Origin of the sequence: Bacillus sp. TH13 (assembly GCF_016651175.1) — a bacterium.
Taxonomy (GTDB): Bacteria; Bacillota; Bacilli; order Bacillales; family Bacillaceae_G; genus Bacillus_A; species Bacillus_A thuringiensis_S.
Genome location: NZ_JAEKEJ010000025.1, coordinates 1,035,985 through 1,060,796, shown reverse-complemented (window position 1 = coordinate 1,060,796; position 24,812 = coordinate 1,035,985). Strand labels below are relative to the sequence as shown.

The window sequence follows — 24,812 nt, the reverse complement described above, 5'->3', positions numbered from 1 at the left end:
ACATTTAATGAAGTTGTTTAGTGGTGATACAACATTTAAATAACTTCATTTTTTCATCTATAGTTTGACAGTTTTAAAATTGCAATCAGGAGAGTGTTACACATGGGGAAAGATATAAGTAACCATTCGAAATGGTTTGTTTTTACATTATGTTTTATTGTTTTGTTAGGACCGATGAACGCTGTGTTATTTAATGTAGCGCTAGAGGATATTGCCAATGATTTATCAATTAGTCAATCGAAAGTAAGTTGGGTTGTAGTAGGGTATTCTTTAGTTGTCGGTATTGGTTCGATAATATATGGAAAGCTAGCTGATCGTTACAGTGTAAAAAGACTATTAATTATTTCTATTATCATATTTGTAGCTGGTTCTATTGTTGGGTTTGTGAATCAATCTTATGAGATTATCATTTTCGCAAGGATAGTGCAGGCGAGCGGGGGAGCAGCGTTTATTGCGCTCAGTATGATTGCGGTGGCAAAATTAGTTGCTCCAGCTAAAAAACCGAGTGCGTTAGCAATGATTAGTTCTTCTATTGCATTAGCGGTTGGTATTGGACCTTTAGTTGGTGGGGCAATTACAAATACGTTAGGGTGGCCGTATTTATTTTTATTTATGGTTATTTCAATGATTGGTATTTTCTTGCTCGTAAAATTTATGCCAGAAGAGGCGCAACATACCGATGAAGTGTTTCGCTTTGATTTCATTGGAGCAGTTTTATTATTTGTAGTGATTACGACCATTTTATTAGGAGTGAATATTAATAGTTGGCTTTTTGTGTTATCTGTTGCTTTCCTATTTTTATTCAAGGTTCATATGAAGAGAACAGAGTCGCCGTTTATTGATATTGAGTTGTTTACAAATAAACCATTACTTCGTTTAATAGCAGTCGGATTTATCATTAATGTGGCGTTATGTGCTAGTTTATTATTATTACCATTACTGTTAGGAAGAGGACACGGATTGTCTCCATTCATTATTGGAATTGTATTGTTTGTTGCATCTCTCTTTGGTATTGTATCTAGTGTTATTACCGGAAAGATTATTCCTTCGTTTGGGAATGTGAGGATGATGTATGTAGCGTCTGTAGTTATGATCATGGGCTTTTTAATTTTAGGGATTATTCCGGACGGGAACTTACTCTTTATTTTATTTGCGGTTATTTTAACATTTATGAGTTATTCGGCAATTCAAGTATCATTAAACACATTTATACCGAAAACATTAAATCCAGCTAAAGTTGGAGTTGGTCTTGGTTTATATAATTTAATTAACTTTTTTGGTATGGCATTTGGACCAGCTGTAGCGAGCGAAATTATGGAATCTACAAATAGTTATCGATTGAATTTTATTTTGATTGTCATTTTAATTTCTGTTCATTTCTTCTTATTAATGGGAATGTCTTCTTTTCAAAAAAAGATGGAGCAATGAATATGCACTTTATATAGAAGAAACCGACTTTCTTATAGAAGGTCGGTTATTTTTCTGTCTTGCAAATTACGAAAAAAGGAGCAAAATAAAAAAGGTCCTAGTCTATACACGGGCAAATGAAAATTTTCATACAGAAGCATTTGAAGTGAGCGAACTTAAAGTGTGTAAAATATAATGATAAACATAAAAGATGATGAATGAGAAAACGGGTGATGAAGTTGAATAGAGCAATCGGTGTTATCGATTCAGGAGTTGGCGGTTTAACAGTAGCGAAGGAATTAATTCGTCAGTTGCCGAAAGAGCGTATCATATATTTAGGAGATACAGCACGTTGTCCTTATGGTCCACGTTCTCGAGAAGAAGTGCGTCAATTTACGTGGGAAATGACGGAGCATTTACTAGATTTAAATATTAAAATGTTAGTTATTGCGTGTAATACAGCAACTGCAGTTGTATTAGAAGAGATGCAAAAACAATTACCAATTCCAGTAGTAGGAGTTATTCACCCAGGATCACGTACAGCTTTAAAAGTGACAAACACGTATCATGTTGGGATTATTGGAACGATTGGAACTGTGAAAAGTGGTGCATACGAAGAGGCGTTAAAGTCTATTAATAACCGTGTTATGGTAGAAAGTTTAGCTTGTCCACCTTTCGTTGAACTTGTAGAGAGTGGGAATTTCGAAAGTGAAATGGCGTACGAAGTTGTAAGAGAAACGCTGCAACCACTGAAAAGTACCGATATTGATACACTTATATTAGGGTGTACACATTATCCGATTTTAGGACCTGTTATTAAAAAAGTAATGGGAGATAAAGTACAACTAATTAGTTCTGGTGATGAAACAGCACGTGAAGTAAGTACAATCTTATATCATAGTAAAATGTTGAATGAAGGAGAAGAACAAAGCGATCATCTCTTCTTAACAACAGGAAAAATAGGCTTGTTTAAAGAAATTGCATCAAAATGGTTCGGTCAACCGATTGAAAATGTGAAGCATATTCATTTAGAAAAAGAATAATAGTAGAATTCATATAAGTAAGCTCCTGAGAAATCAGGAGTTTTTGTTTATCCCGCTATTTTCCAGGCAGTAAGACCCCCCACCTCAAAATTCAGCGGAAGAAAAGAAGTTATGTGGGGGATGAACAAAACTCCCGCTGATTAAAGTTTCACTATATAAGAGGCACAGCTTGTTCTAAAATGTGAAACGGCTCGTATACATAATAGTACAAACTTAGATTTTAGGGGGGAATGGCATGCCTAAATCCACTTTTAAATGGGTTGTTGGTGCTACTGTGAGCGCTGTTTTACTAACAGGGTGTGGCTTTATAAATCAGGAGAAAGCAACTGAACAAATTGATCCGCCAAAACAAGTTACGTATACAGAGGGTGGGAAGAAAGAAGTAGCTAAAAAAGATAAGCAAGGGCAAATGGTAAATAGAGAACTATACCTTGTGGATAAAAATGGTTATGTTGTACCACAAACGTTAGCTATACCTACTCCGAAAGCAAATGAGACTGTGAAGCAAACGTTAGAATACCTTGTGAAAGATGGACCAGTAACGAATTTATTACCGAATGGGTTTCGTGCAGTCATTCCGGCGAATACAACGATGACCTTAGATTTGAAAAAGGACGGGACGGCAGTTATTGATTTCTCTAAAGAAATGAAAAACTATGCGAAAGAAGAAGAGCGTCAAATCGTTGAATCTATAGCGTGGACGTTGACGCAATTTACAGAGATAAAACAAGTGCAGTTCCAAATAAATGGTGAGAAATTGGCAAAGATGCCTGTTGGTGGTACACCGCTTGGTGAAGGAGTGAGCCGTGCAAATGGTATTAACTTCGATGATGAACAAGTAGCAGATGTAACAAATACAAAACCAGTCACACTGTATTTTATGGCGCAAAATAATAATAAACAGCAATATTACGTACCAGTAACGCGCCGTGTTGCAGAAGGAAAAGAAAATGATTATGCAGCAATTATAGATGAGCTTGTAAAAGGTCCGATTCATCAATCGCTCCTGAATGATTTTAATCCAGGCGTTAAGCTTATTACGAATCCGAAATTACAAGACGGAAATCTTACATTAAACTTTAATGAAAATATATTTGTAAACCCAGATAAAAATATGATTTCAAATTACGTATTGAAGTCGTTAGTTTTATCTTTAACAGAAAAGAAAGGTGTGAAAAATGTTTCTATTGAAGTGAATGGAAAAGCAAATCTTATAGATGAAAAGGGCGGAAAGTTGATAAAACCTGTAGATCGCCCAGAAAACGTGAATACAGGTAGTTTTTAATCTTGAATAATTTGATATACTTAAGTAAGAAAGGAGAATTGCTTTTTGGGTTCTCCTTCTTTTATTGTATACATATCATACATTTAAATTTGGCTATACTAACGAGTAGTAATTAAGAGGAGGTTATTTTTATGCGAGTAGATGGTAGAGAGAAAACAGAATTACGCCATATACATATTCATACGAATTATTTAAAACATCCAGAGGGATCTGTATTAATTGAAGTTGGGGATACAAAGGTGATTTGTTCAGCGACAATTGAAGAGCGTGTACCACCGTTTATGCGTGGAGAAGGAAAGGGCTGGGTAACAGCTGAATACGCGATGATTCCGCGTGCAACAGAACAACGTACAATTAGAGAGTCAAGCAAAGGGAAAGTAACAGGACGTACAATGGAAATTCAGCGTCTAATTGGACGAGCATTACGTGCGGTAGTTGATTTAGAAGCGCTTGGCGAGAGAACAGTTTGGATTGACTGTGATGTTATCCAAGCAGATGGTGGAACGAGAACAGCGTCTATTACAGGTGCATATGTAGCGATGGTACTAGCTTTTGAGAAGTTATTACAAGCAGAAAAAGTATCTAAAATTCCAGTAAAAGATTATTTAGCAGCAACGTCAGTAGGGATTGTTGAAGAGCAAGGTGTTGTTTTAGATTTAAACTATGCAGAAGATTCTAAAGCAGACGTTGATATGAACGTAATTATGACTGGAAAAGGCCAATTTGTTGAAGTGCAAGGAACTGGAGAAGAAGCGACGTTTAGTAGAGCGCAGTTAAATGAACTACTTGATGCTGCGGAACAAGGCATTTTCCAACTGATTGATATGCAAAAAGAAGCTTTAGGCGACATCGTATCTCATATAGAGTAGAGGTGGAAAGTATGAAACAAGTTGTTGTAGCGACAAAAAATATGGGTAAAGTACGTGAGTTTGCTGAGTTATTTGAGCGATTTGATTTAGAAGTGAAATCATTACACGATTTTCCTCATATTGAAGAAGTCGAAGAAACTGGTGAAACATTTGAAGAAAATGCGATCTTAAAAGCGGATAGTCTAAGTAGACAGTTGAATTCGATCGTAATTGCGGATGATTCGGGTCTTATTGTAGATGCTTTAAACGGAAAACCAGGAGTGTATTCAGCGCGTTTTGCTGGTGAACCGAAAAATGATCAAGCAAATATCGATAAAGTGTTACAAGAATTAAATGGCATTGACTTTGAAAAGCGTAAAGCTCGTTTCTATTGTGCATTAGCAGTTGCTTTCCCTGAAGGTGATAAAAAGCCTGTCATTGTAAATGGGACATGTGAAGGATTTATTTTAGAACAACGCCGCGGAGAAAATGGTTTTGGATACGATCCAATCTTTTATGTGGAAGAATATAAAAAAGCAATGGCGGAATTAAGTTCAGATGAGAAAAATGCTATTAGCCACCGTGGTCGTGCTCTTCGTAAGTTAGAAGAAAAAATCCCGGAATGGTTTTTAGGAGAGTAAGGGAGAGAGTGTGATGAAAGCTTTAATCGTAAGCGATAGTCATAGCTCTGTGAAGGAATTACAGCAGTTGAAAGAGAAATATGAAGGGAAAGTAGATATCATGATTCATTGCGGTGATTCAGAGCTAACGCCTGCTCATGAAGAACTGCAAGGTTTCCATGTTGTAAAAGGAAACTGTGATTATGCTAACTTTCAAGATGAAATTGTAACTGATGTAAATGGAATTCGCTTCTTAGTTGTGCATGGACATCGCCATAATGTGAAAATGACATTACAAACGCTAGCGTACCACGCTGAAGAAGTGGGAGCGCAAGTTGCATGCTTCGGACATTCTCACGTATTAGGTGCGGAATTAATCGACGGCGTTTTATTTATTAATCCAGGCAGTATTTTATTACCACGTCAGCGTGTAGAAAAGACATTTGCTTTATTAGAAATGGATGAAAATCAAATGGAAGTTCGTTTTGAAACATTAGAAGGACAACTAGTTGAACAAGCAGTTTTTAAAAGAGGATAATAAAATTTATCCTCTTTTAAAAAAGGTGTTGACTTTATGTATGGTTATACATATAATAAATATTGTCGATAGGGCAACGGCGCTAACGAAGAAAAGAAAATAACATATGCGGGTGTAGTTTAGTGGTAAAACAAGAGCCTTCCAAGCTCTGGTCGAGAGTTCGATTCTCTTCACCCGCTCCATGTCCCAGTAGCTCAGCCGGATAGAGCATACGCCTTCTAAGCGTACGGTCGGGAGTTCGAATCTCTCCTGGGACGCTAAAAAAACCTTGTTATCTTTTGATAACAAGGTTTTTTGTTTGTTTAAAAATTGATATATGTGCAAGAAGTGTAAAAATATAACGTAACATATGATAATTATTATATACAACAGATTAAAGTGTATTAATAAAAGAGCGCCATTTATGCGCCCTATTCCTCTTATTTAATTTAAAGAATCAATAGGTTTATGATGGAACTCAAATCCATATCCAGATTCTCTTAATTGTTTACTTACAATATTATAAAACTCTTTACCATTCTAGTAAGATTGAGCAGCCGTTATCGGAACTTATCCCTGATAGTGTGTTACAATTAATAGAAGCGGAAAACGAAGATCTCCAATTGACTGGACGTGTGATTAGTTGGACAGTTTAAGAAGGTTGTATAAAAAGGGAGATGGCGCAAAGATGGCGAGAACAAAAGAGAATGATTTAACGGAGAAATTGGCAGAAGGTCAACGGAAATATGGTGACGGCAACTTTACAGTACAGAACATCGGTGATGAAACTAACCCGAATTGGACTGTCGTAAAAAATGTGAGGAAGGGATCGGCAGGCATTCGCGAAGGAGAAGATATATTAAGACTGCGATCAAAATATATAAAATAGTACGGAAATGGGCGGAGCCGGAGTTCGAATCTTTCCTGGGACGCTAAAAAAACCTTGTTATCTTTTGATAACAAGGTTTTTTGTTTTAAATTAGTTATTAATAAACTTCTCAAATACAAAACCATAATCTTTCACATTGTATTGTTTCTTCGTATCAACAAGCCAGTTAAAGGCGATCTCGTTCATCTCTTTAAATTGCTCTGCTAAGTTTACTTGTGCGTTTGAAATACGGCTGAAAGCATTAGATGCCATATCTAAACTTTTATGTGCATATTGTAATGTAATGTCGTTGTCGTATGAAATTTCTTCAATTTTAAGTAAAGCCTTATATAAATCTTTTAATTCTTCAATATGTTTTTTATGAACATCAATTGAGTAATGCTCATCTCCCATTTGAAACTTAATTTCTATATCTAAATCAATCGTTCCTGCAGTTTCAAGTGCTACGTTTTTAATTTGATATTTACTATAGCTATAGCGGCGCAGTGTGCGTTTTTTACTTGTTGCGCTTGTACCATCTAGGTGGAGTAATCCTTTGTTTGTGAAGCAATATTCATCTGATTTGGATTTAATTAGAAAATAAATTTTCTCTCCATCTTCGTGCATCACGTAATCATCAGCGTCAACTTTATCGTAATCTTTCGGTGTAATGACAGAACCTACATCGCTTAACCCTAAAACATCAGCAGCTACTTTTTTGAACATATATAATCCCCCTTGTAAATTAAATTCTTAATTGTACAAAAATATATTAACATGATTTTCATTTTTTGTTTTCTTGTAATACGAAAATATCTGAAGGTAAGTTAAGAAAAGTAACGCATAATTATTTTGATCCTAAATTATTTAGTAAATCTATTAGTCTAAGAGTCGATTCGCCGAAAAGTAACCAAGAGAAAAAAGCTAATTTTGCAAGTGATTATAGAGAAATTTCGTGAAAGCACCTCGAGCGATATGAGGTGTTTTTCAATCCCTTTTTGAAATCTTACAATTCTGTAAGGTAACTGTAAGGTAGTTCGATGGTAAGAAATTGCTAATCTTTTATAATGAAGATAACAACGATAAAACGAGGAGGAAGAAATGATGAAAGGATTAGTTGTAACGGGCTTAACGGTTGCTTTTGGATTTGTAGCGTATGAGAAATTAACGTATGTAGTTGATGTTGTGAAACATTTGATTGCTTAGAGAAAACAGCTATGAGAGGGAAAGGGAATGAGTGAATGAATGGAATGGTTATTTGGAATTATAGGTACTTGTAGTGTAGTGTTATTGTTCTTTGTCCCAAGTGGTATACTTAGTTCGACAACAAGTTTGTTCTTCTTAAGTTTGTTTGCTTGTACGATGCTTATTATTATGTTTTTAATGAAGCGAAGTAAACCAATCTTCTATTTTAGCATGATTGTTATGGCAATTATTGTTCTCCAAATTATTACCCTTGTAATATACCCCACAATTATAAAAGCTTTCCATTAATGATGAATCCTCTGCGCTTGTTGCTGGGGATTTTTATTTGTACAATTTTAATTTTTAGTAGAGATTTACTCGTATCGGAATGTAAAAATTAAATATTTTTATATTTCAAACAAATGGTTTAGGGATGTTGTGTTCTCATTACGCATTTGATATATTTACTTTGAACATAATTAAAATCAAGAAAAAGAGGCGGACGTATGGATAAAAAAGAAAATACGGTCGTATTGTTTCCACAACTATCAGAGCGCTATATTGATGAAGGGTTTTTAGCGCTGAAAGAGCGGGAATTCGAAGATGCATTGCGTTGTTTTGAAATATTACGTCAGTATAATGCGGAAACGGAACAAACGGAATTAGCTTCAGTTATTTGTTTACTCGAATTAAAACGTATGGAAGAAGCGAAAGAAAAATGTGAACAGTTGCTTAAAATAGGAGTTGTCTTATTTGGTGATATTCTTGAAACGTACGTAACTATTTTAGTTCAAACAAATGATTATGAAGGTGTTATTGAAACTGTTGAAAAGGTTTTACAAACGAAAGATATAATGCCTGATCAAAAGGAAAAATTAGCGCAGCTTGCTTTATTTGCAGAAGGTATGCTAAATGAGGGAGACGCATCGCTAGTGGATTCAAACTTTGAATTGGATGAGTTTACTAATGAAATTTTTGGAGAAAACTTTGGACAGAAGCTAAGAGCGATTCAGCGACTTTCGTTAAAAGATTTAGATCTTGCATTACCTGTTTTAAAGAAATTTTTAATAGACGAAGAGCAGCACCCCTATTTGAAAACTTCTATTTTGTATAAAATGATAGAAAGTCAGGTGGAAGAAGAAATAGAGGTAGAAAAGTTTGGAAATACGATTAAGGTGATTCCAGCATTTACAGGTCATAATGAGGAGCAATCCAATAACATTATACATAAATTATCAAGCCGATTAGAGCAAAATTATCCCGATATATTTGAAGCGATGGTTACATATTGGAAAGAGTTGCAAATTAGCGTTTTCCCATTCGCTCTATTAATGGATAAAGAAGAGATTTGGTCAGCTGTTTTAGAGAGAATTGGAAGAAAGCGTTTCGGATTGGCTATTGATGAAGAAGAGCTTATGGCAGCATATAATATCGAATTGGAAGAGTTTCATATTGCCTATCAATGGTTATTACGTGTTGAAAGAGAAGGATATTTGCCCGTATAATTATGAAAAAGAATCGTTCAGTTCTTGAAACGAGCATATTCTATGTTATAATGTAAGGGTTGCAAAAGGCAGAAATCTGCCTGTTTGTAAGAGAAGAGAAGTGCAATTCTCTTACTTAATATGTTTCATATTATTCTCGAACAAAATATACCGTAGTTGTCTTCTGGACAATTAGTAGATTGGAACATTATATCTGAAAGCTTTTGCTAGAGGGTTATTTGTGTATTTGTTATTTCAAAAAAGAGATAATGAAGATTTTAATCTATAGAGGTATGTGCATACATTATTATAGTTGGAGGGAAAGAATAAATGTCTACAAAATGGGAAAAATTAGAAGGTAACGTTGGCGTTTTAACAATCGAAGTTGATGCTAAAGAAGTAAACAACTCTATCGACGCTGCGTTCAAAAAAGTAGTAAAAACAATTAACGTACCAGGTTTCCGTAAAGGAAAAATGCCTCGTCCATTATTCGAACAACGCTTTGGTATTGAATCTTTATACCAAGATGCTTTAGATATCATTTTACCAAAAGCATACGGTGAAGCGATTGAAGAAGCTGGTATCTTCCCAGTTGATCATCCTGAAATCGACATCGAGAAGTTCGAAAAAAATGCTAACCTTATTTTCACTGCAAAAGTTACAGTGAAACCTGAAGTTAAATTAGGTGAGTACAAAGGTTTAGCAGTAGAGAAAGTTGAAACAACTGTAACTGACGAAGATGTAGAGAACGAATTAAAATCTTTACAAGAGCGTCAAGCTGAACTAGTTGTTAAAGAAGAAGGAACTGTTGAAAACGGTGATACAGCTGTAATCGACTTCGAAGGTTTCGTTGATGGCGAAGCATTTGAAGGCGGAAAAGGCGAAAACTACTCTCTAGCAATCGGTTCTGGTACATTCATCCCAGGTTTCGAAGAGCAAGTAATCGGTCTTAAATCTGGTGAGTCTAAAGACGTTGAAGTATCATTCCCAGAAGAGTACCATGCTGCTGAATTAGCTGGCAAACCAGCAACATTCAAAGTAACAATTCACGAAATCAAAACAAAAGAACTTCCTGAGTTAAACGACGAGTTCGCTAAAGAAGCAGACGAAGCGGTTGCAACTCTTGATGAATTAAAAGCAAAACTTCGCACAAACTTAGAAGAAGGCAAAAAGCACGAAGCTGAGCACAAAGTACGTGACGAAGTAGTAGAATTAGCTGCTGCTAACGCTGAAATCGAAATTCCAGAAGCTATGATCAACACTGAGTTAGATCGTATGGTTCGTGAATTCGAGCAACGTTTAAGCCAACAAGGTATGAACCTTGAGCTTTACTACCAATTCACAGGTACTGACGCTGACAAATTAAAAGAGCAAATGAAAGAAGATGCACAAAAACGTGTAAGAATCAATCTTGTTCTTGAAGCTATCATTGAAGCTGAAAACATCGAAGTTACTGAAGAAGAAGTAACTTCAGAAGTTGAAAAAATGGCTGAAATGTATGGTATGCCAGTAGACGCTATCAAGCAAGCTCTTGGAAGTGTAGACGCTTTAGCTGAAGATCTTAAAGTGCGTAAAGCTGTAGACTTCTTAGTAGAAAACGCTGCATAATAAAATAACAAGGCACGATTTTAATCGTGCCTTGTTTTATAAATATAGAAATATATTTATAAAACTTTTCGATGGAGAAGGAAAAGTTCCTTTACAAGTCGAATATACATATTTCAAAAGTTTTAAAATTTTTTTATTTGTACATAACTAGTCATATTATTTGTATTTCTCGCCACGTAGTGACATAATATGTATTTACATACGATACATTTATCGTGTACATACGAAGGCAAGAGGTTAGCACTTTGTAAGGGGTGTGAAAATATGTTTAAATTTAATGATGAAAAAGGGCAATTAAAATGTTCTTTCTGTGGTAAAACACAAACGCAAGTTCGAAAGTTAGTGGCAGGTCCAGGTGTTTACATTTGTGACGAGTGTATCGAACTTTGTACTGAAATTGTACAAGAGGAGCTTGCGAAGGACGAAGAAGTAGAATTCAAAGATGTACCGAAACCGGTAGAAATTCGTGAAATCTTAGATGAGTATGTCATCGGGCAAGATAGCGCGAAAAAAGCACTAGCGGTAGCGGTATATAACCATTACAAACGCATTAATTCTAACAGCAAAATTGATGATGTAGAATTAGCGAAGAGTAATATCGCACTTATCGGGCCAACAGGTAGTGGTAAAACATTACTGGCACAAACGTTAGCGCGTATTTTAAATGTTCCATTTGCAATCGCGGACGCAACATCTTTAACAGAAGCTGGATATGTTGGGGAAGATGTAGAAAATATCTTACTAAAATTAATTCAAGCAGCTGATTATGATGTAGAGAAAGCGGAAAAAGGAATCATTTATATTGATGAGATTGATAAAGTGGCACGTAAGTCCGAAAATCCATCAATTACACGTGATGTATCTGGTGAAGGTGTGCAGCAGGCACTTCTGAAAATTTTAGAAGGTACTGTAGCAAGCGTTCCACCTCAAGGTGGTCGTAAGCATCCGCACCAAGAGTTCATTCAAATTGATACAACGAACATCTTATTCATTTGTGGTGGAGCGTTTGATGGCATTGAGCCAATTATTAAACGTCGCCTTGGTGAAAAAGTAATTGGATTTGGTTCTGAGAAGAAAAATGCTGATGTAAATGAGAAGCATGTTTTATCTCACGTATTACCAGAGGATCTTTTAAGATTTGGTTTAATTCCAGAGTTTATCGGTCGTCTTCCAGTTATTGCGAACCTAGAGCCACTTGATGAAGATGCTCTTGTTGATATTTTAACGAAACCGAAAAATGCACTTGTTAAGCAATTCCAAAAACTATTGGAGCTTGACGATGTTGAGTTAGAGTTTGAAGAAGGTGCACTAATCGAAATTGCGAAAAAAGCAATTGAACGTAAAACGGGTGCCCGTGGACTTCGTTCTATTATTGAAGGCTTAATGCTTGATGTAATGTTCGAACTTCCATCTCGTAAAGATATCGAGAAGTGTATTCTTACAAAAGAAACAGTAGCTGATAATGAGCCGCCAAAATTGGTGTTACAAGACGGTACTGTACTTGATACAAAAACATCTGCATAATGCGAAAGGGAAACAGCAATTTTTATAATTGCTGTTTTTCTTTATGTTTAGCTATGTTCTTCCGCGGAAATACTAAGAGATAAAATATTGCGGGAGGAAATAAATAATGAGCTGGACAAATATATTTTTAGTTGTTCAACTTGTTTTTGGTGTAATTGTCGGATTGTATTTCTGGCATTTACTTCGAAATCAACGAACACAAAAAGTTTCAATTGATCGAGAATCGAAAAAAGAATTAGAACAGCTTCGTAAAATGCGTGAGATTTCTTTAACAGAGCCGCTAGCAGAAAAGGTGCGTCCTACAACCTTTTTAGATATTGTAGGGCAAGAGGACGGGATTAAGTCGTTAAAAGCGGCTCTTTGTGGTCCGAATCCGCAACATGTAATCATATATGGCCCGCCAGGTGTTGGGAAAACAGCGGCAGCACGTCTTGTATTAGAAGAAGCGAAACGAAATCCTAAATCTCCATTTCGTACGAATGCAACATTTATTGAACTTGATGCGACAACAGCTCGGTTTGATGAACGTGGTATCGCAGACCCTTTAATTGGTTCGGTACATGATCCGATTTATCAAGGTGCTGGGGCGATGGGGCAAGCAGGTATTCCGCAACCGAAAAAAGGTGCTGTAACAGATGCGCATGGTGGTATTTTGTTTATTGATGAGATTGGTGAGCTCCATCCGATTCAAATGAACAAAATGTTAAAGGTGTTAGAAGATCGAAAAGTATTTTTAGAAAGTGCGTACTATAGTGAAGAAAATACGATGATCCCAACATATATACATGATATTTTCCAAAAAGGCTTACCGGCAGACTTTCGCTTAGTTGGTGCAACGACACGTTCGCCAGAGGAAATTCCTCCTGCTATTCGGTCGCGTTGCTTAGAAGTATTTTTCCGTGAATTAGATACAGAAGAAATTCAAAAAGTAGCGAAAAACGCTGCGGAAAAAGTGGAAATGCAAATAGGTGAAAATGGTATTGAAATGATTGGGATGTATGCAAGAAATGGACGAGAAGCGATTAATCTCGTACAAATCTCTGCTGGTATGGCGATAAATGAAGAACGTTCTTTCATTAAAGATGAAGATATAGAGTGGGTTGTTCACTCAAGTCAGCTTACACCAAAATACGAAAAGCACATTTATCCGATTCCAAGGATTGGTCTTGTAAATGGTCTTGCTGTATACGGACCAAATACAGGTGCGTTATTAGAAATTGAAGTAACAGCAATTCCGGCGAAAGATAAAGGATCGGTAAATGTTACCGGAATTGTAGAAGAAGAAAGCATTGGTAGTCAAACGAAATCGATTCGTCGGAAAAGTATGGCGAAAGGCTCTGTTGATAATGTATTAACAGTACTTCGTTCGTTAGATGTGTTGCCAGAAGGATATGATATACATATTAATTTTCCAGGTGGTATCCCAATTGATGGACCTTCTGCAGGAATCGCTATGGCAACAGGTGTATATTCTGCGGTGCATCGCACATATGTAAATAACGAAGTAGCGATGACAGGTGAAATAAGTATACACGGAGAAGTAAAGCCTATTGGTGGCGTGTATGCAAAAATAAAAGCTGCGAAAAAAGCGGGAGCTAAGAAAGTCATTATTCCTGCTGAAAATATGCAACCATTTTTGTATACGATAAAGGGAATTGAAATTATTCCTGTCCGTAAGTTAAAAGAAGTATTTGAGCTAACGTTTATGCAAGAAAATACGCATAGAGAGCTAGATGTACATACTAACGTAGACGAAACAGATGCACAATCTATGTAAAAATAAACAATAATAAAATTTGCCAGACTTCGTTTAAGTTTGTATGCTTAATCGGAGTCTTTTTTCTTTTCGTGAGGTAGAAAAACAAGCTATTTACAATTGCGAGGAATCTCAGCAATTGCATCTAGGTGTATTGTAATATAAAATAGTTGAACAGGAGTTTAATTTATTATGGAGGTGCTATGTCTAGTATGAATACGAACGAAAGAATCGTGCCCCTCCTACCATTAAGAGGCGTTCTCGTATATCCAACGATGGTTTTGCATCTTGATGTAGGACGTGATAAATCGATACAAGCACTAGAGCAGGCGGCAATGGATGAAAATATCATCTTTTTAGCAATGCAAAAAGAAATGAATATCGATGATCCGAAAGAAGATGACATATATAGTGTAGGTACAGTGGCGAAAGTCAAGCAAATGTTAAAATTGCCGAACGGTACGCTTCGTGTCCTTGTGGAAGGTTTACATAGAGCAGAAGTAATAGAGTTTATCGAAGAAGAAAATATAGTACAAGTGTCTATTAAAACGGTAACTGAAGAAGTAGAAGATGATTTAGAAGAGAAAGCTCTTATGCGTACGTTACTGGAGCATTTCGAACAATATATTAAAGTTTCGAAAAAAGTTTCAAATGAAACATTTGCAACGGTAGCTGATGTAGAAGAACCAGGGAGATTAGCTGATCTAATTGCTTCTCACTTGCCGATTAAAACGAAGCAGAAACAAGAGATTCTAGAGATTGTATCTGTAAAAGAACGATTACATACACTTATTTCAATTATTCAAGATGAACAAGAGTTACTTAGCCTAGAAAAGAAGATTGGGCAAAAAGTGAAACGTTCAATGGAGCGCACGCAAAAAGAATATTTCTTACGTGAGCAAATGAAGGCGATTCAAACTGAACTTGGCGACAAAGAAGGTAAGGGCGGAGAAGTAGAAGAACTTCGTGAAAAAATTGAACAGTCAGGAATGCCTGAAGAAACAATGAAGGCTGCGCTGAAAGAATTAGATCGTTATGAAAAGTTACCAGCAAGTTCTGCGGAGAGTGGTGTTATTCGCAATTATATTGATTGGTTATTAGCGCTTCCGTGGACAGAGGCAACAGAAGATATAATTGATCTTGCTCATTCGGAAGAGATTTTAAATAACGATCATTACGGTCTTGAAAAAGTGAAAGAGCGTGTACTTGAATATTTAGCTGTACAGAAGTTAACGAATTCATTAAAAGGACCTATCCTTTGTTTAGTAGGCCCTCCTGGGGTCGGCAAAACTTCGTTAGCGCGTTCAATTGCAACATCATTGAATCGTAACTTTGTCCGTGTATCTCTTGGTGGTGTGCGTGATGAATCTGAAATTCGTGGTCACCGCCGTACATATGTTGGAGCAATGCCAGGACGCATTATTCAAGGTATGAAAAAGGCGAAAACAGTTAATCCAGTCTTCTTATTAGATGAGATTGATAAAATGTCTAACGATTTCCGTGGAGATCCATCAGCGGCATTACTTGAAGTATTAGATCCAGAACAAAACCATAACTTCAGTGATCATTACATTGAAGAACCATATGATCTATCGAAAGTTATGTTTGTAGCAACCGCTAATACACTTTCAAGTATTCCAGGTCCATTACTTGACCGTATGGAAATCATTTCGATTGCTGGCTATACAGAACTTGAAAAAGTACACATTGCTCGTGAGCATTTATTGCCGAAACAATTAAAAGAGCATGGCTTACGAAAAGGTAATTTACAAGTGCGTGATGAAGCGCTTCTTGAAATTATTCGTTATTATACACGTGAGGCTGGTGTTCGTACGCTAGAACGTCAAATTGCAAAAGTTTGCCGTAAAGTAGCGAAAATTATCGTTACAGCAGAACGTAAACGTATCGTTGTGACAGAGAAAAAGATTGTTGATTTACTTGGTAAACACATATTCCGTTATGGGCAAGCTGAAAAAACAGACCAAGTTGGTATGGCAACAGGTCTAGCTTACACAGCAGCAGGCGGCGATACACTTGCAATTGAAGTTTCTGTAGCGCCAGGAAAAGGGAAACTAATTTTAACGGGGAAACTTGGGGATGTTATGAAAGAATCAGCACAAGCTGCGTTTAGTTATATACGCTCTCGTGCAGAAGAGCTTCAGATTGACCCGAATTTCCATGAGAAAAATGATATTCATATTCATGTTCCAGAAGGAGCAGTTCCAAAAGATGGACCGTCAGCAGGTATTACGATGGCAACGGCACTTATTTCTGCACTAACAGGTATTCCTGTAAGTAAAGAAGTAGGTATGACAGGTGAAATTACACTTCGTGGTCGTGTATTACCAATTGGTGGCTTAAAAGAAAAAACATTAAGTGCTCACCGCGCAGGCTTAACAAAAATTATTTTGCCAGCAGAAAACGAGAAAGATTTAGATGATATTCCAGAGAGCGTAAAAGAAAACCTTACGTTTGTGCTTGCATCTCATTTAGATGAAGTATTGGAGCACGCATTAGTAGGAGTGAAACAATGAAAGTAACAAAAGCAGATATTGTAATTAGTGCTGTTAAACCAGAACAATATCCAGACAGTGATTTACCAGAAATTGCATTAGCAGGTCGTTCAAATGTCGGGAAGTCTTCCTTTATTAATAAAATTTTAAATCGTAAAAAGTTAGTGCGTATTTCTTCTAAACCAGGAAAAACGCAAACACTGAACTTTTTCTTAATCAATGAGATGATGCATTTTGTTGACGTTCCAGGTTATGGATATGCGAAAGTGTCTAAATCGGAGCGCGCGGCATGGGGGAAAATGATTGAAACGTACTTTACAACGCGTAAGCAATTAGACGCAGCTGTATTAGTAGTTGATTTACGTCACCAACCAACAAGTGATGACGTGATGATGTATGATTTCTTAAAGCATTATGAAATCCCAACAATTATTATTGCGACGAAAGCCGATAAAATCCCGAAAGGGAAATGGCAAAAGCATTTAAAAGTTGTAAAAGAAACGCTTGCTGTTGAAATTGGCGATGAAATCGTTCTATTCTCTTCTGAAACAGGACTTGGAAAAGAAGAAGCGTGGAAGGCAATTCATAAAATGACAAAAACAAAAAACGCGTGACGAATGTCGCGCGTTTTTTTCTTTATATAAGCTGTTAACGTACGTTTAATGTAACTTCAATATTACCTCGTGTTGCTTTAGAGTAAGGACATACACCGTGAGCCGCTTCTACAAGTTCTTTTGCTTCGCTATGTGAAACGCCAGCGACATGTACATCAAGCACGGCAGATAGGCCAAAACCACCGTCTGTATCTTTTCCGATAGAAACGTGAGTGGTTACTTCTGTACTTTCTACTTTCATACGTTTTGTACGAATGACAAGTTGTAATGCACTATCAAAACAAGCTGCATAACCAGCTGCAAATAGTTGTTCTGGATTTGTTGCTTCTCCGCCTGCACCACCTAGTGCTTTCGGCATTTTTACATCAAGATTTAATATGCCATCATCTGAAACTACTTTCCCATTTCTTCCACCTGTTGCTGTTACTGAAGCAGTATATAATTTATCCATATTTATTCCCCTTTTCCATTATTAATTGTTTTCATTGTTTCAATTAGTTTATTTAGCTCAATTAATAAAGAGCGATATTCGTGCTCTGTAATTCCTAAATTTGTAGCCATCGTTGTCGGTAATGAGCAAGCCTTTTCCTTTAAATCTTTGCCTTGTTCTGTTAATTCAATACAAACTTTTCGCTCGTCTTCTTTGGAACGAACACGTTTTACAAGTTTTAATGATTCCATTCGTTTTAACATAGGTGTTAACGTACCGGAATCTAAAAATAGACGTTCTCCAATTTCTTTTACTGTTAGTCCATCTTGCTCCCATAGTACGAGTAAAGTAATGTACTGGGGATACGTAATACCCATCTCTTCTAAATAAGGTCGATAAAAACGAGTAACCTCTCTAGAACAGGCATAAATAGAAAAACAAAGTTGGTTATCTAGATGCAAAGAGTCCTCTGTCATACATAACTCCTTTCTAATTAAGTTGTGCGCAATTTAATTTTGTAAAATCAATATAACGAAAAATAAATAAAATGTCAAATACATTGTATTGAGAAAGTGTTTGCTACATTTTGGAACAATCATACATATTTTCCTTCATGATGAAAGAAGATAGGAAAGATGATGTTATAATTTATATGGAATAGTTTCCATCACTTGATTATGAGGACTTTTTTGGTAACGTACAAATAGAGTTATTAATTTATAATCATTATAAAGTAGAAGGTTTTTTATTAGTTTACTGAATCTCCTTTATTACATACGGAGAATAATTAAAAAATAATCGGTTGTTCACACGATTGTCAGATTCATAAGAGGAAAGTTGTATTATGATAGTAGATAAAGTGATAAAACGGGTGAAGGGGGACATGCTGCGTGCATATTCTTGTTGTTAGTGTAAATTATCGAACAGCCCCTGTAGAATTTCGTGAGAAACTCACATTTCAGGCAGCAGAGCTAGAGCGAGCAATGACTACATTACAAAATCAAAAGAGCGTGTTAGAGAATGTCATTGTATCAACTTGTAATCGCACTGAGATTTATGCTGTTGTCGATCAATTACACACGGGACGGTATTATATTAAGAAGTTTTTAGCTGATTGGTTTCAGCTTGAAATAGAAGAAGTCGCGCCATATTTAACTATTTTTGAACAAGATGGTGCAATAGATCATTTATTCCGCGTAACGTGCGGTTTAGATTCGATGATAGTCGGAGAAACGCAGATTTTAGGTCAAATAAAAGATAGCTTTTTAGAAGCGCAACAAGTTAAAGCAACAGGCACAATTTTTAATGAATTGTTTAAGCAAGTCATTACATTAGCAAAACGTGCCCACTCAGAAACAACAATCGGGGAAAGTGCAATGTCTGTTAGTTATGCTGCTGTTGAGCTTGGAAAGAAAATATTTGGCGAGTTAACAAATTGTCATGTGCTTATTCTTGGTGCTGGTAAAATGGGCGAACTTGCACTGCAAAACTTATATGGAAGTGGTGCTCGTAAAGTAACGGTTATGAATAGGACGCTTTCGAAAGCAGAAGTAATGGCTGAGAAATATATGGGACATGCAAAATCGTTAAGCGAATTACAATGTGCATTATTAGAAGCAGATATTTTAATTAGTTCAACTGGTGCATCTGAGTATGTCATTACGAAAGAGATGATGACAAAGGTGGAGAAAATGCGCTCTGGTCGTCCTTTATTTATGGTTGATATTGCAGTACCACGTGATATTGATCCAGCGATTGATGAGTTAGAAGGTTCTTTTTTATATGACATTGATGATCTGCAAGGAGTAGTGGAAGCAAATCGTGCTGAGCGTTTGAAAGAAGCGGAGAAAATTCAATTTATGATTGAAGAGGAAATTGTTCTATTTAAAACGTGGTTAAGTACACTTGGTGTTGTTCCATTAATATCAGCTCTTCGTGATAAGGCACTTGCAATCCAAAGTGAAACGATGGTAAGCCTAGAGCGAAAAATACCAAACCTTAGTGATCGTGAGAAAAAAGTCATTAGTAAGCATACGAAAAGTATTATTAATCAATTATTAAAAGACCCAATTTTAGTAGCGAAAGAAATAGCTGCTGAAGAGGGAGCGAGCGAAAAATTAGCGTTATTTGCGAAGATTTTCGATTTAGAAACGGAAGAAGTAGAGAGTCGTGCGGAAGAAGTAGAACATAAAAGAGTGTGGACACCATCCGTTCCATCTTTATAATTTGGAAGGATGATCGGATGAGTTTTTTAAATAACAGTATTATTTATCATATTGCAATTATTTTATATGCTTGTAGCATTAGTTTATATTTTATAGATTATTTCCAAAGTAACCGAAAGGCGAACCGATTTGCTTTTTGGTTACTTTCGATTGTATGGGTATTGCAGTCTATTTTTATGTTGCTTAGGGCGACAGATTCAGAAACGAACCCCATTTTAACTTTATTATCAGGGATTTATTTTTATGTTTGGTTATTGATTACGATGTCGTTAGTCATAAATCGATTTATGCGCGTTGACTTTTTAGTCTTCTTTACAAATGTTGTTGCATTTGGCGTAAGCGCTTTTTCTATTTTTACACCGCTCGGAAAGATGTCGCCAGTACTTGCAGAGCAATTAGTTTCGGAACTTGTATACGTGCATGTTGGAATGGCGATTATTTCTTATGCAACGTTTACGGTATCGTTTATTTTTTCTATTATGTATTTACTGCAATATCGCCTATTAAAAAAGAAAAAGTGGAATGCGAGATTAAGAAGGTTAGGGAATTTACCGAAGCTTGAATCTACGTCTTACGGATTAAATTTATTTTCTGTTCCATTTTTCTTACTAGCAATTTTATTAGGGTGCATATGGGGATATACAAAATTGGATAATTTTCATTGGTATGATACGAAAGTAATTGGTTCGTTTGTCGTTCTATTTGTATATTGTGCGGGCTTGTATTTAAGAGCGGCAGATGTGTTGCAAGGGAAGAAAATTGTACTGTGGAATGTAGGGGCCTTTCTCGTAATGCTAGTTAACATTTTTTTATTAAGTAGTTTATCTAATTTCCACTTTTGGTATTTATAATGAGGAGAGAGAATTATGCGCAAAATTATTGTAGGGTCACGAAAGAGTAAGCTAGCATTAACACAAACAAACTGGTTTATTGATCAGTTAAAAGCACTTGGTTTACCATATGAATTTGAAGTGAAAGAAATTGTCACTAAAGGTGATGTGATTTTAGATGTTACTCTTTCAAAAGTAGGCGGAAAAGGTTTGTTCGTTAAAGAAATTGAGCATGCGTTACTTACGAAAGAAATCGATATGGCTGTACATAGTATGAAAGATATGCCAGCCGTACTTCCAGAAGGGTTAATGATTGGCTGTACACCAAAGCGTGTTGACCCTCGTGATGCTTTTATCTCAAAAAATGGAGCATCGTTTAAAGAGTTAGCGGAAGGTGCTATTTTAGGTACGAGTAGTTTAAGACGTAGTGCACAACTACTCGCTGCGAGACCAGATTTACAAGTGAAGTGGATTCGCGGAAATATCGATACACGTTTACGTAAATTAAAAGAAGAGGATTACGATGCGATTATTTTAGCGACAGCTGGATTACAAAGAATGGGCTGGGATGATGAAGTTATTACAGAACATTTAGATGAAACGTTATGTGTACCTGCTGTAGGACAAGGTGCATTAGCGATTGAATGTCGTGAGGATGATAAGGATTTATTGCAGTTGTTATCGCATATTAATGATGCGATAACAGAAAGAACAGTGGCAGCGGAGCGAGTATTTCTTCATAAACTTGAAGGTGGATGTCAAGTTCCAATCGCTGGATATGCAACCCTTAAAGAAAACGATACAATCGAATTAACAGCTCTTGTTGGCTCTATGGATGGCTCTGTTTTATTAAAAGAGACAGTAGTAGGTACTAATCCTGAGGAAGTAGGATTAGAAGCCGCGGGCCGTTTAATTAAACAAGGCGCCAAAGAACTCATTCTTGCTGCAAATAAGGAGCAACAATAAATATGAACGCTCTCGCTGGAAAAACGGTATTGATTACACGTGCCCAGCATCAAGCGAAACAAATGAGTGTAGCAGTGAAAGAAAAGAGCGGAATTCCATTGGAAATTCCGCTTTTGCATATGGAAGGTATGTCTCATATGCAAATTCAACATATTGAAGGGCAGCTACATTCGTATGACTGGGTTATTTTTACGAGCAGAAATGGTGTAGCTTTTTTTCTAGATAGTTTGAACAAGAAACTACCGCTAACCATTAAAATCGCTGCGGTAGGTGTGAAAACAAAATTAGAGTTAGAAAAAAGGGGCTATCAAGTTCATTTTGTTCCAACTTCATTTGTTGCAGAAGCATTTGCAGAAGAGTTTCTAAAAGAATTAAGTGGAAACGAACATATTTTATTTCCGAAAGGGAATTTAGCAAGAGATGTAATACCAGTTAAACTTCGGGAAATTGGTGTTTCTCTAGATGAGTTAATCGTATATGGTACGAAAGTGAATGTAGAAAAAAAGCAAGAGCTTATAGCAGCGTTGAAGTTAGGGAAAATAGACATTATTACATTTACGAGCCCTTCAACTGTTACTAGTTTTGTTCGTTTACTTGAGGGTACAAACTGGAGAGAATGGACAAAAAAATGTACAATTGCTTGTATAGGACCTATTACGGAAAAAGAGGCAAGTCGTTATTTTCCGTCTGTTATTGTGCCGAAAGAGTACACTGTAGAAGCATTACTACAATGTGTTTGTGAATCTATAAAATGAAAGAATGGGGATAGAAATCTATGAACTCTTTACAATTTAATCGTCATCGTCGTTTAAGACAAAGCGGTAGTATGCGTGCACTTGTGCGTGAAACGTTTTTACATACGGAAGATTTTATTTACCCTATTTTTGTATTAGAAGGTGAAAATGTTCGTAATGAAGTTCCTTCTATGCCAGGCGTATATCAAATGTCTTTAGATTTATTGCAAACTGAAATGCAAGAAGTTGTTGATTTAGGTATTCGTTCTGTTATTGTATTTGGTTTACCTGCTGAAAAGGATGAAGTTGGATCATCAGCATATTGTGATCATGGAATTGTACAACGTGCTATTCAACAAATTAAAGGCGATTTCCCCGAGCTAGTAGTAGTTGCGGATACATGTTTATGTCAATTTACAAGTCATGGTCATTGCGGTGTAATTGAAGATGGTATTATTTTAAATGACGAGTCTCTTGCAGTTCTTGCGAAAACAGCTGTAAGTCAAGCGAAGGCAGGAGCGGACATTATTGCGCCATCAAACATGATGGACGGCTTCGTAACAGCAATTCGCCATGCATTAGATGAAAATGGTTTTGGACACGTGCCAGTTATGTCGTACGCTGTGAAATATTCATCAGCATTTTATGGGCCATTCCGTGATGCTGCGCACGGTGCGCCGCAATTTGGTGACCGTAAAACATATCAAATGGACCCAGCGAACCGTATGGAAGCATTCCGTGAAGCGGAATCAGATGTAATGGAAGGGGCTGATTTCTTAATTGTAAAGCCAGCTCTTTCTTACTTAGATATCATTCGTGATGTGAAAAATAACTTTAATTTACCAATCGTTGCTTACAACGTAAGTGGTGAATATTCAATGATTAAAGCGGCAGCGCAAAATGGTTGGATTAATGAAAAAGAAGTTGTGCTTGAAAAATTAATTAGCATGAAACGTGCAGGAGCAGACTTAATTATTACGTATCATGCGAAAGATGCAGCAAAATGGTTGCAAGAAGGAGGAGCTAAATAATGAAAAAGTTTGATAAGTCAATTGCAGCGTTTGAAGAGGCGCAAGACTTAATGCCTGGTGGCGTAAATAGCCCAGTTCGTGCCTTTAAGTCTGTTGGGATGAATCCGTTGTTTATGGAGCGTGGTAAAGGCTCTAAAGTATATGATATTGATGGAAATGAATACATCGACTACGTATTATCATGGGGGCCTTTAATTCATGGTCATGCAAATGATCGTGTTGTTGAAGCGTTAAAATCTGTTGCTGAAAGAGGTACAAGCTTCGGTGCACCGACAGAAATCGAAAATAAATTAGCGAAACTTGTTATTGAGCGTGTACCATCGATTGAAATTGTCCGCATGGTCAACTCTGGAACAGAAGCGACAATGAGTGCACTACGTTTAGCTCGTGGTTATACAGGCCGTAATAAAATCTTGAAATTCATCGGTTGTTACCACGGTCATGGTGATTCGTTATTAATTAAAGCTGGTTCTGGTGTGGCGACTCTAGGTTTACCAGATAGCCCTGGCGTACCAGAAGGTGTAGCGAAAAATACGATTACAGTAGCTTATAATGATTTAGAAAGTGTGAAATACGCTTTTGAACAATTCGGTGATGATATTGCTTGTGTAATTGTAGAACCAGTGGCAGGGAATATGGGTGTTGTTCCTCCGCAACCAGGATTTTTAGAGGGACTTCGTGAAGTAACAGAACAAAACGGTGCACTGCTTATTTTTGATGAAGTAATGACAGGATTCCGTGTTGCTTATAACTGTGGACAAGGTTACTACGGTGTAACACCTGATTTAACTTGTTTAGGTAAAGTAATCGGTGGTGGCTTACCAGTAGGAGCGTACGGTGGTAAAGCAGAAATTATGCGCCAAATTGCGCCAAGCGGACCGATTTATCAAGCTGGTACTTTATCAGGTAACCCACTTGCAATGGCAGCAGGTTATGAAACGTTAGTACAGTTAACGCCAGAATCATATGTAGAATTTGAGCGTAAAGCTGAAATGTTAGAAGCTGGATTACGTAAAGCAGCTGAAAAACATGGCATTCCACATCATATTAATCGTGCAGGTTCTATGATTGGTATTTTCTTTACAGATGAGCCCGTTATTAATTACGATGCAGCAAAATCTTCAAACTTAGAATTCTTTGCGGCTTACTATCGTGAAATGGTAGAACAAGGTGTATTCTTGCCACCATCTCAATTCGAAGGTTTATTCTTATCGACAGCACATAGTGACGCAGATATTGAGGCGACAATTGCAGCGGCTGAAATTGCAATGTCAAAATTAAAATAATGTATTAGAGAAAAATCGCTCTCCATAAGGGGAGCGAT

The 24,812-nt window shown here is 36.6% G+C and carries 23 protein-coding genes, 2 tRNA genes and 1 pseudogene; 22 read left to right on the top strand and 4 right to left on the bottom strand.

What is annotated here, in order from left to right; translation table 11 throughout:
- The first annotated feature begins 102 nt into the window (after window positions 1–102).
- From JFU02_RS13735 to JFU02_RS13700, 8 genes are all read left to right on the top strand, one after another.
- Window positions 103–1,428 carry an MFS transporter gene (locus tag JFU02_RS13735; protein WP_097889012.1) on the top strand — a complete coding sequence of 442 codons (1,326 nt, stop codon included), beginning with the start codon at window positions 103–105 and terminating at the stop codon, window positions 1,426–1,428.
- Between the two features lie 212 nt (window positions 1,429–1,640).
- Window positions 1,641–2,450, top strand: a complete 810-nt coding sequence (racE, locus tag JFU02_RS13730; protein ID WP_000774005.1) for a glutamate racemase — start codon at window positions 1,641–1,643, stop codon at window positions 2,448–2,450.
- Window positions 2,451–2,685: 235 nt separating this feature from the next.
- Window positions 2,686–3,735 (top strand): spore germination protein GerM, encoded by a 1,050-nt coding sequence (gene gerM / locus JFU02_RS13725; RefSeq protein ID WP_001126747.1) that lies wholly within the window; start codon window positions 2,686–2,688, stop codon window positions 3,733–3,735.
- A gap of 131 nt (window positions 3,736–3,866) precedes the next feature.
- Complete coding sequence (gene rph / locus JFU02_RS13720; protein ID WP_001261765.1) at window positions 3,867–4,604, top strand: ribonuclease PH; 738 nt, start codon at window positions 3,867–3,869, stop codon at window positions 4,602–4,604.
- Window positions 4,605–4,615: 11 nt separating this feature from the next.
- Window positions 4,616–5,224 (top strand): XTP/dITP diphosphatase, encoded by a 609-nt coding sequence (locus JFU02_RS13715; protein WP_000815946.1) that lies wholly within the window; start codon window positions 4,616–4,618, stop codon window positions 5,222–5,224.
- A gap of 13 nt (window positions 5,225–5,237) precedes the next feature.
- Window positions 5,238–5,741, top strand: a complete 504-nt coding sequence (locus JFU02_RS13710) for a metallophosphoesterase (protein WP_000645502.1) — start codon at window positions 5,238–5,240, stop codon at window positions 5,739–5,741.
- Window positions 5,742–5,849: 108 nt separating this feature from the next.
- Window positions 5,850–5,923 (top strand) — tRNA-Gly (locus JFU02_RS13705).
- A 1-nt stretch (window position 5,924) separates the two neighbouring features.
- A tRNA-Arg gene (locus JFU02_RS13700) sits at window positions 5,925–5,998 on the top strand.
- Between the two features lie 166 nt (window positions 5,999–6,164).
- Here the strand turns inward: JFU02_RS13700 and JFU02_RS32760 are convergent.
- Window positions 6,165–6,257, bottom strand: a pseudogene (locus tag JFU02_RS32760) (DUF6572 domain-containing protein); the annotation flags it as partial.
- A 151-nt stretch (window positions 6,258–6,408) separates the two neighbouring features.
- Here JFU02_RS32760 and JFU02_RS13695 point away from each other — a divergent pair.
- Complete coding sequence (locus JFU02_RS13695) at window positions 6,409–6,609, top strand: hypothetical protein (RefSeq protein WP_000124591.1); 201 nt, start codon at window positions 6,409–6,411, stop codon at window positions 6,607–6,609.
- 90 nt (window positions 6,610–6,699) lie between these two features.
- Here JFU02_RS13695 and JFU02_RS13690 read toward each other — a convergent pair whose 3' ends face one another.
- Entirely contained in the window at window positions 6,700–7,314 is a 615-nt protein-coding gene (locus JFU02_RS13690) for a PH domain-containing protein (RefSeq protein ID WP_000475213.1), read from the bottom strand.
- A gap of 519 nt (window positions 7,315–7,833) precedes the next feature.
- Here JFU02_RS13690 and JFU02_RS13685 point away from each other — a divergent pair.
- The 7 genes from JFU02_RS13685 (at window position 7,834) to ysxC (ending at window position 17,272) form a co-directional block, all read left to right on the top strand.
- Complete coding sequence (locus JFU02_RS13685; RefSeq protein ID WP_001983650.1) at window positions 7,834–8,082, top strand: hypothetical protein; 249 nt, start codon at window positions 7,834–7,836, stop codon at window positions 8,080–8,082.
- Window positions 8,083–8,279: 197 nt separating this feature from the next.
- Window positions 8,280–9,278: a hypothetical protein gene (locus JFU02_RS13680; RefSeq protein ID WP_000358256.1), complete on the top strand. Its 999-nt coding sequence runs from the start codon at window positions 8,280–8,282 to the stop codon at window positions 9,276–9,278.
- Window positions 9,279–9,587: 309 nt separating this feature from the next.
- Window positions 9,588–10,865, top strand: coding sequence for a trigger factor (gene tig / locus JFU02_RS13675; RefSeq protein ID WP_000105216.1), 1,278 nt, complete (start codon window positions 9,588–9,590; stop codon window positions 10,863–10,865).
- A 264-nt stretch (window positions 10,866–11,129) separates the two neighbouring features.
- Window positions 11,130–12,389: an ATP-dependent protease ATP-binding subunit ClpX gene (gene clpX, locus JFU02_RS13670; RefSeq protein WP_000472289.1), complete on the top strand. Its 1,260-nt coding sequence runs from the start codon at window positions 11,130–11,132 to the stop codon at window positions 12,387–12,389.
- A gap of 106 nt (window positions 12,390–12,495) precedes the next feature.
- The gene (lonB, locus tag JFU02_RS13665) at window positions 12,496–14,166 is read left to right on the top strand and encodes an ATP-dependent protease LonB (protein WP_000119174.1); all 1,671 of its coding nucleotides are present in this window, start codon (window positions 12,496–12,498) and stop codon (window positions 14,164–14,166) included.
- A gap of 182 nt (window positions 14,167–14,348) precedes the next feature.
- The gene (lon, locus tag JFU02_RS13660; protein ID WP_061666250.1) at window positions 14,349–16,679 is read left to right on the top strand and encodes an endopeptidase La; all 2,331 of its coding nucleotides are present in this window, start codon (window positions 14,349–14,351) and stop codon (window positions 16,677–16,679) included.
- On the top strand, window positions 16,676–17,272 hold the full coding sequence (gene ysxC, locus JFU02_RS13655; RefSeq protein WP_000869118.1) for a ribosome biogenesis GTP-binding protein YsxC: 597 nt from the start codon (window positions 16,676–16,678) through the stop codon (window positions 17,270–17,272). Before lon ends, ysxC begins: the two co-directional genes overlap by 4 nt.
- A gap of 34 nt (window positions 17,273–17,306) precedes the next feature.
- Here ysxC and JFU02_RS13650 read toward each other — a convergent pair whose 3' ends face one another.
- Complete coding sequence (locus JFU02_RS13650) at window positions 17,307–17,723, bottom strand: organic hydroperoxide resistance protein (RefSeq protein WP_097889024.1); 417 nt, start codon at window positions 17,721–17,723, stop codon at window positions 17,307–17,309.
- 2 nt (window positions 17,724–17,725) lie between these two features.
- On the bottom strand, window positions 17,726–18,178 hold the full coding sequence (locus JFU02_RS13645) for a MarR family winged helix-turn-helix transcriptional regulator (protein WP_000133912.1): 453 nt from the start codon (window positions 18,176–18,178) through the stop codon (window positions 17,726–17,728).
- 414 nt (window positions 18,179–18,592) lie between these two features.
- Here JFU02_RS13645 and hemA point away from each other — a divergent pair, with 414 nt between their 5' ends.
- From hemA to hemL, 6 genes are read left to right on the top strand one after another with little or no spacing between them, the layout of a single operon-like run.
- Window positions 18,593–19,927, top strand: a complete 1,335-nt coding sequence (gene hemA / locus JFU02_RS13640; protein WP_061666251.1) for a glutamyl-tRNA reductase — start codon at window positions 18,593–18,595, stop codon at window positions 19,925–19,927.
- Window positions 19,928–19,944: 17 nt separating this feature from the next.
- A complete protein-coding gene (locus JFU02_RS13635; RefSeq protein WP_000009002.1) occupies window positions 19,945–20,778 on the top strand; it encodes a cytochrome c biogenesis protein in 834 nt (277 codons plus the stop codon).
- A gap of 15 nt (window positions 20,779–20,793) precedes the next feature.
- Window positions 20,794–21,723: a hydroxymethylbilane synthase gene (hemC, locus tag JFU02_RS13630; protein ID WP_001226405.1), complete on the top strand. Its 930-nt coding sequence runs from the start codon at window positions 20,794–20,796 to the stop codon at window positions 21,721–21,723.
- 2 nt (window positions 21,724–21,725) lie between these two features.
- Window positions 21,726–22,478 carry a uroporphyrinogen-III synthase gene (gene hemD, locus JFU02_RS13625; protein WP_097960492.1) on the top strand — a complete coding sequence of 251 codons (753 nt, stop codon included), beginning with the start codon at window positions 21,726–21,728 and terminating at the stop codon, window positions 22,476–22,478.
- A gap of 20 nt (window positions 22,479–22,498) precedes the next feature.
- The gene (gene hemB, locus JFU02_RS13620) at window positions 22,499–23,488 is read left to right on the top strand and encodes a porphobilinogen synthase (protein ID WP_001087081.1); all 990 of its coding nucleotides are present in this window, start codon (window positions 22,499–22,501) and stop codon (window positions 23,486–23,488) included.
- Entirely contained in the window at window positions 23,488–24,774 is a 1,287-nt protein-coding gene (gene hemL, locus JFU02_RS13615) for a glutamate-1-semialdehyde 2,1-aminomutase (protein WP_000712938.1), read from the top strand. Before hemB ends, hemL begins: the two co-directional genes overlap by 1 nt.
- Window positions 24,775–24,812: the final 38 nt, after the last annotated feature.

What these genes read in the sequence shown, in the direction of transcription:
- JFU02_RS13735 (WP_097889012.1), top strand. Translation starts at nt 103, where the DNA reads ATGGGGAAAGATATAAGTAACCATTCGAAATGGTTTGTTTTTACATTA.
- racE (WP_000774005.1), top strand. Translation starts at nt 1,641, where the DNA reads ATGAAGTTGAATAGAGCAATCGGTGTTATCGATTCAGGAGTTGGCGGT.
- gerM (WP_001126747.1), top strand. Translation starts at nt 2,686, where the DNA reads ATGCCTAAATCCACTTTTAAATGGGTTGTTGGTGCTACTGTGAGCGCT.
- rph (WP_001261765.1), top strand. Translation starts at nt 3,867, where the DNA reads ATGCGAGTAGATGGTAGAGAGAAAACAGAATTACGCCATATACATATT.
- JFU02_RS13715 (WP_000815946.1), top strand. Translation starts at nt 4,616, where the DNA reads ATGAAACAAGTTGTTGTAGCGACAAAAAATATGGGTAAAGTACGTGAG.
- JFU02_RS13710 (WP_000645502.1), top strand. Translation starts at nt 5,238, where the DNA reads ATGAAAGCTTTAATCGTAAGCGATAGTCATAGCTCTGTGAAGGAATTA.
- JFU02_RS13695 (WP_000124591.1), top strand. Translation starts at nt 6,409, where the DNA reads ATGGCGAGAACAAAAGAGAATGATTTAACGGAGAAATTGGCAGAAGGT.
- JFU02_RS13690 (WP_000475213.1), bottom strand. Translation starts at nt 7,314, where the DNA reads ATGTTCAAAAAAGTAGCTGCTGATGTTTTAGGGTTAAGCGATGTAGGT.
- JFU02_RS13685 (WP_001983650.1), top strand. Translation starts at nt 7,834, where the DNA reads ATGGAATGGTTATTTGGAATTATAGGTACTTGTAGTGTAGTGTTATTG.
- JFU02_RS13680 (WP_000358256.1), top strand. Translation starts at nt 8,280, where the DNA reads ATGGATAAAAAAGAAAATACGGTCGTATTGTTTCCACAACTATCAGAG.
- tig (WP_000105216.1), top strand. Translation starts at nt 9,588, where the DNA reads ATGTCTACAAAATGGGAAAAATTAGAAGGTAACGTTGGCGTTTTAACA.
- clpX (WP_000472289.1), top strand. Translation starts at nt 11,130, where the DNA reads ATGTTTAAATTTAATGATGAAAAAGGGCAATTAAAATGTTCTTTCTGT.
- lonB (WP_000119174.1), top strand. Translation starts at nt 12,496, where the DNA reads ATGAGCTGGACAAATATATTTTTAGTTGTTCAACTTGTTTTTGGTGTA.
- lon (WP_061666250.1), top strand. Translation starts at nt 14,349, where the DNA reads ATGTCTAGTATGAATACGAACGAAAGAATCGTGCCCCTCCTACCATTA.
- ysxC (WP_000869118.1), top strand. Translation starts at nt 16,676, where the DNA reads ATGAAAGTAACAAAAGCAGATATTGTAATTAGTGCTGTTAAACCAGAA.
- JFU02_RS13650 (WP_097889024.1), bottom strand. Translation starts at nt 17,723, where the DNA reads ATGGATAAATTATATACTGCTTCAGTAACAGCAACAGGTGGAAGAAAT.
- JFU02_RS13645 (WP_000133912.1), bottom strand. Translation starts at nt 18,178, where the DNA reads ATGACAGAGGACTCTTTGCATCTAGATAACCAACTTTGTTTTTCTATT.
- JFU02_RS13635 (WP_000009002.1), top strand. Translation starts at nt 19,945, where the DNA reads ATGAGTTTTTTAAATAACAGTATTATTTATCATATTGCAATTATTTTA.
- hemC (WP_001226405.1), top strand. Translation starts at nt 20,794, where the DNA reads ATGCGCAAAATTATTGTAGGGTCACGAAAGAGTAAGCTAGCATTAACA.
- hemD (WP_097960492.1), top strand. Translation starts at nt 21,726, where the DNA reads ATGAACGCTCTCGCTGGAAAAACGGTATTGATTACACGTGCCCAGCAT.
- hemB (WP_001087081.1), top strand. Translation starts at nt 22,499, where the DNA reads ATGAACTCTTTACAATTTAATCGTCATCGTCGTTTAAGACAAAGCGGT.
- hemL (WP_000712938.1), top strand. Translation starts at nt 23,488, where the DNA reads ATGAAAAAGTTTGATAAGTCAATTGCAGCGTTTGAAGAGGCGCAAGAC.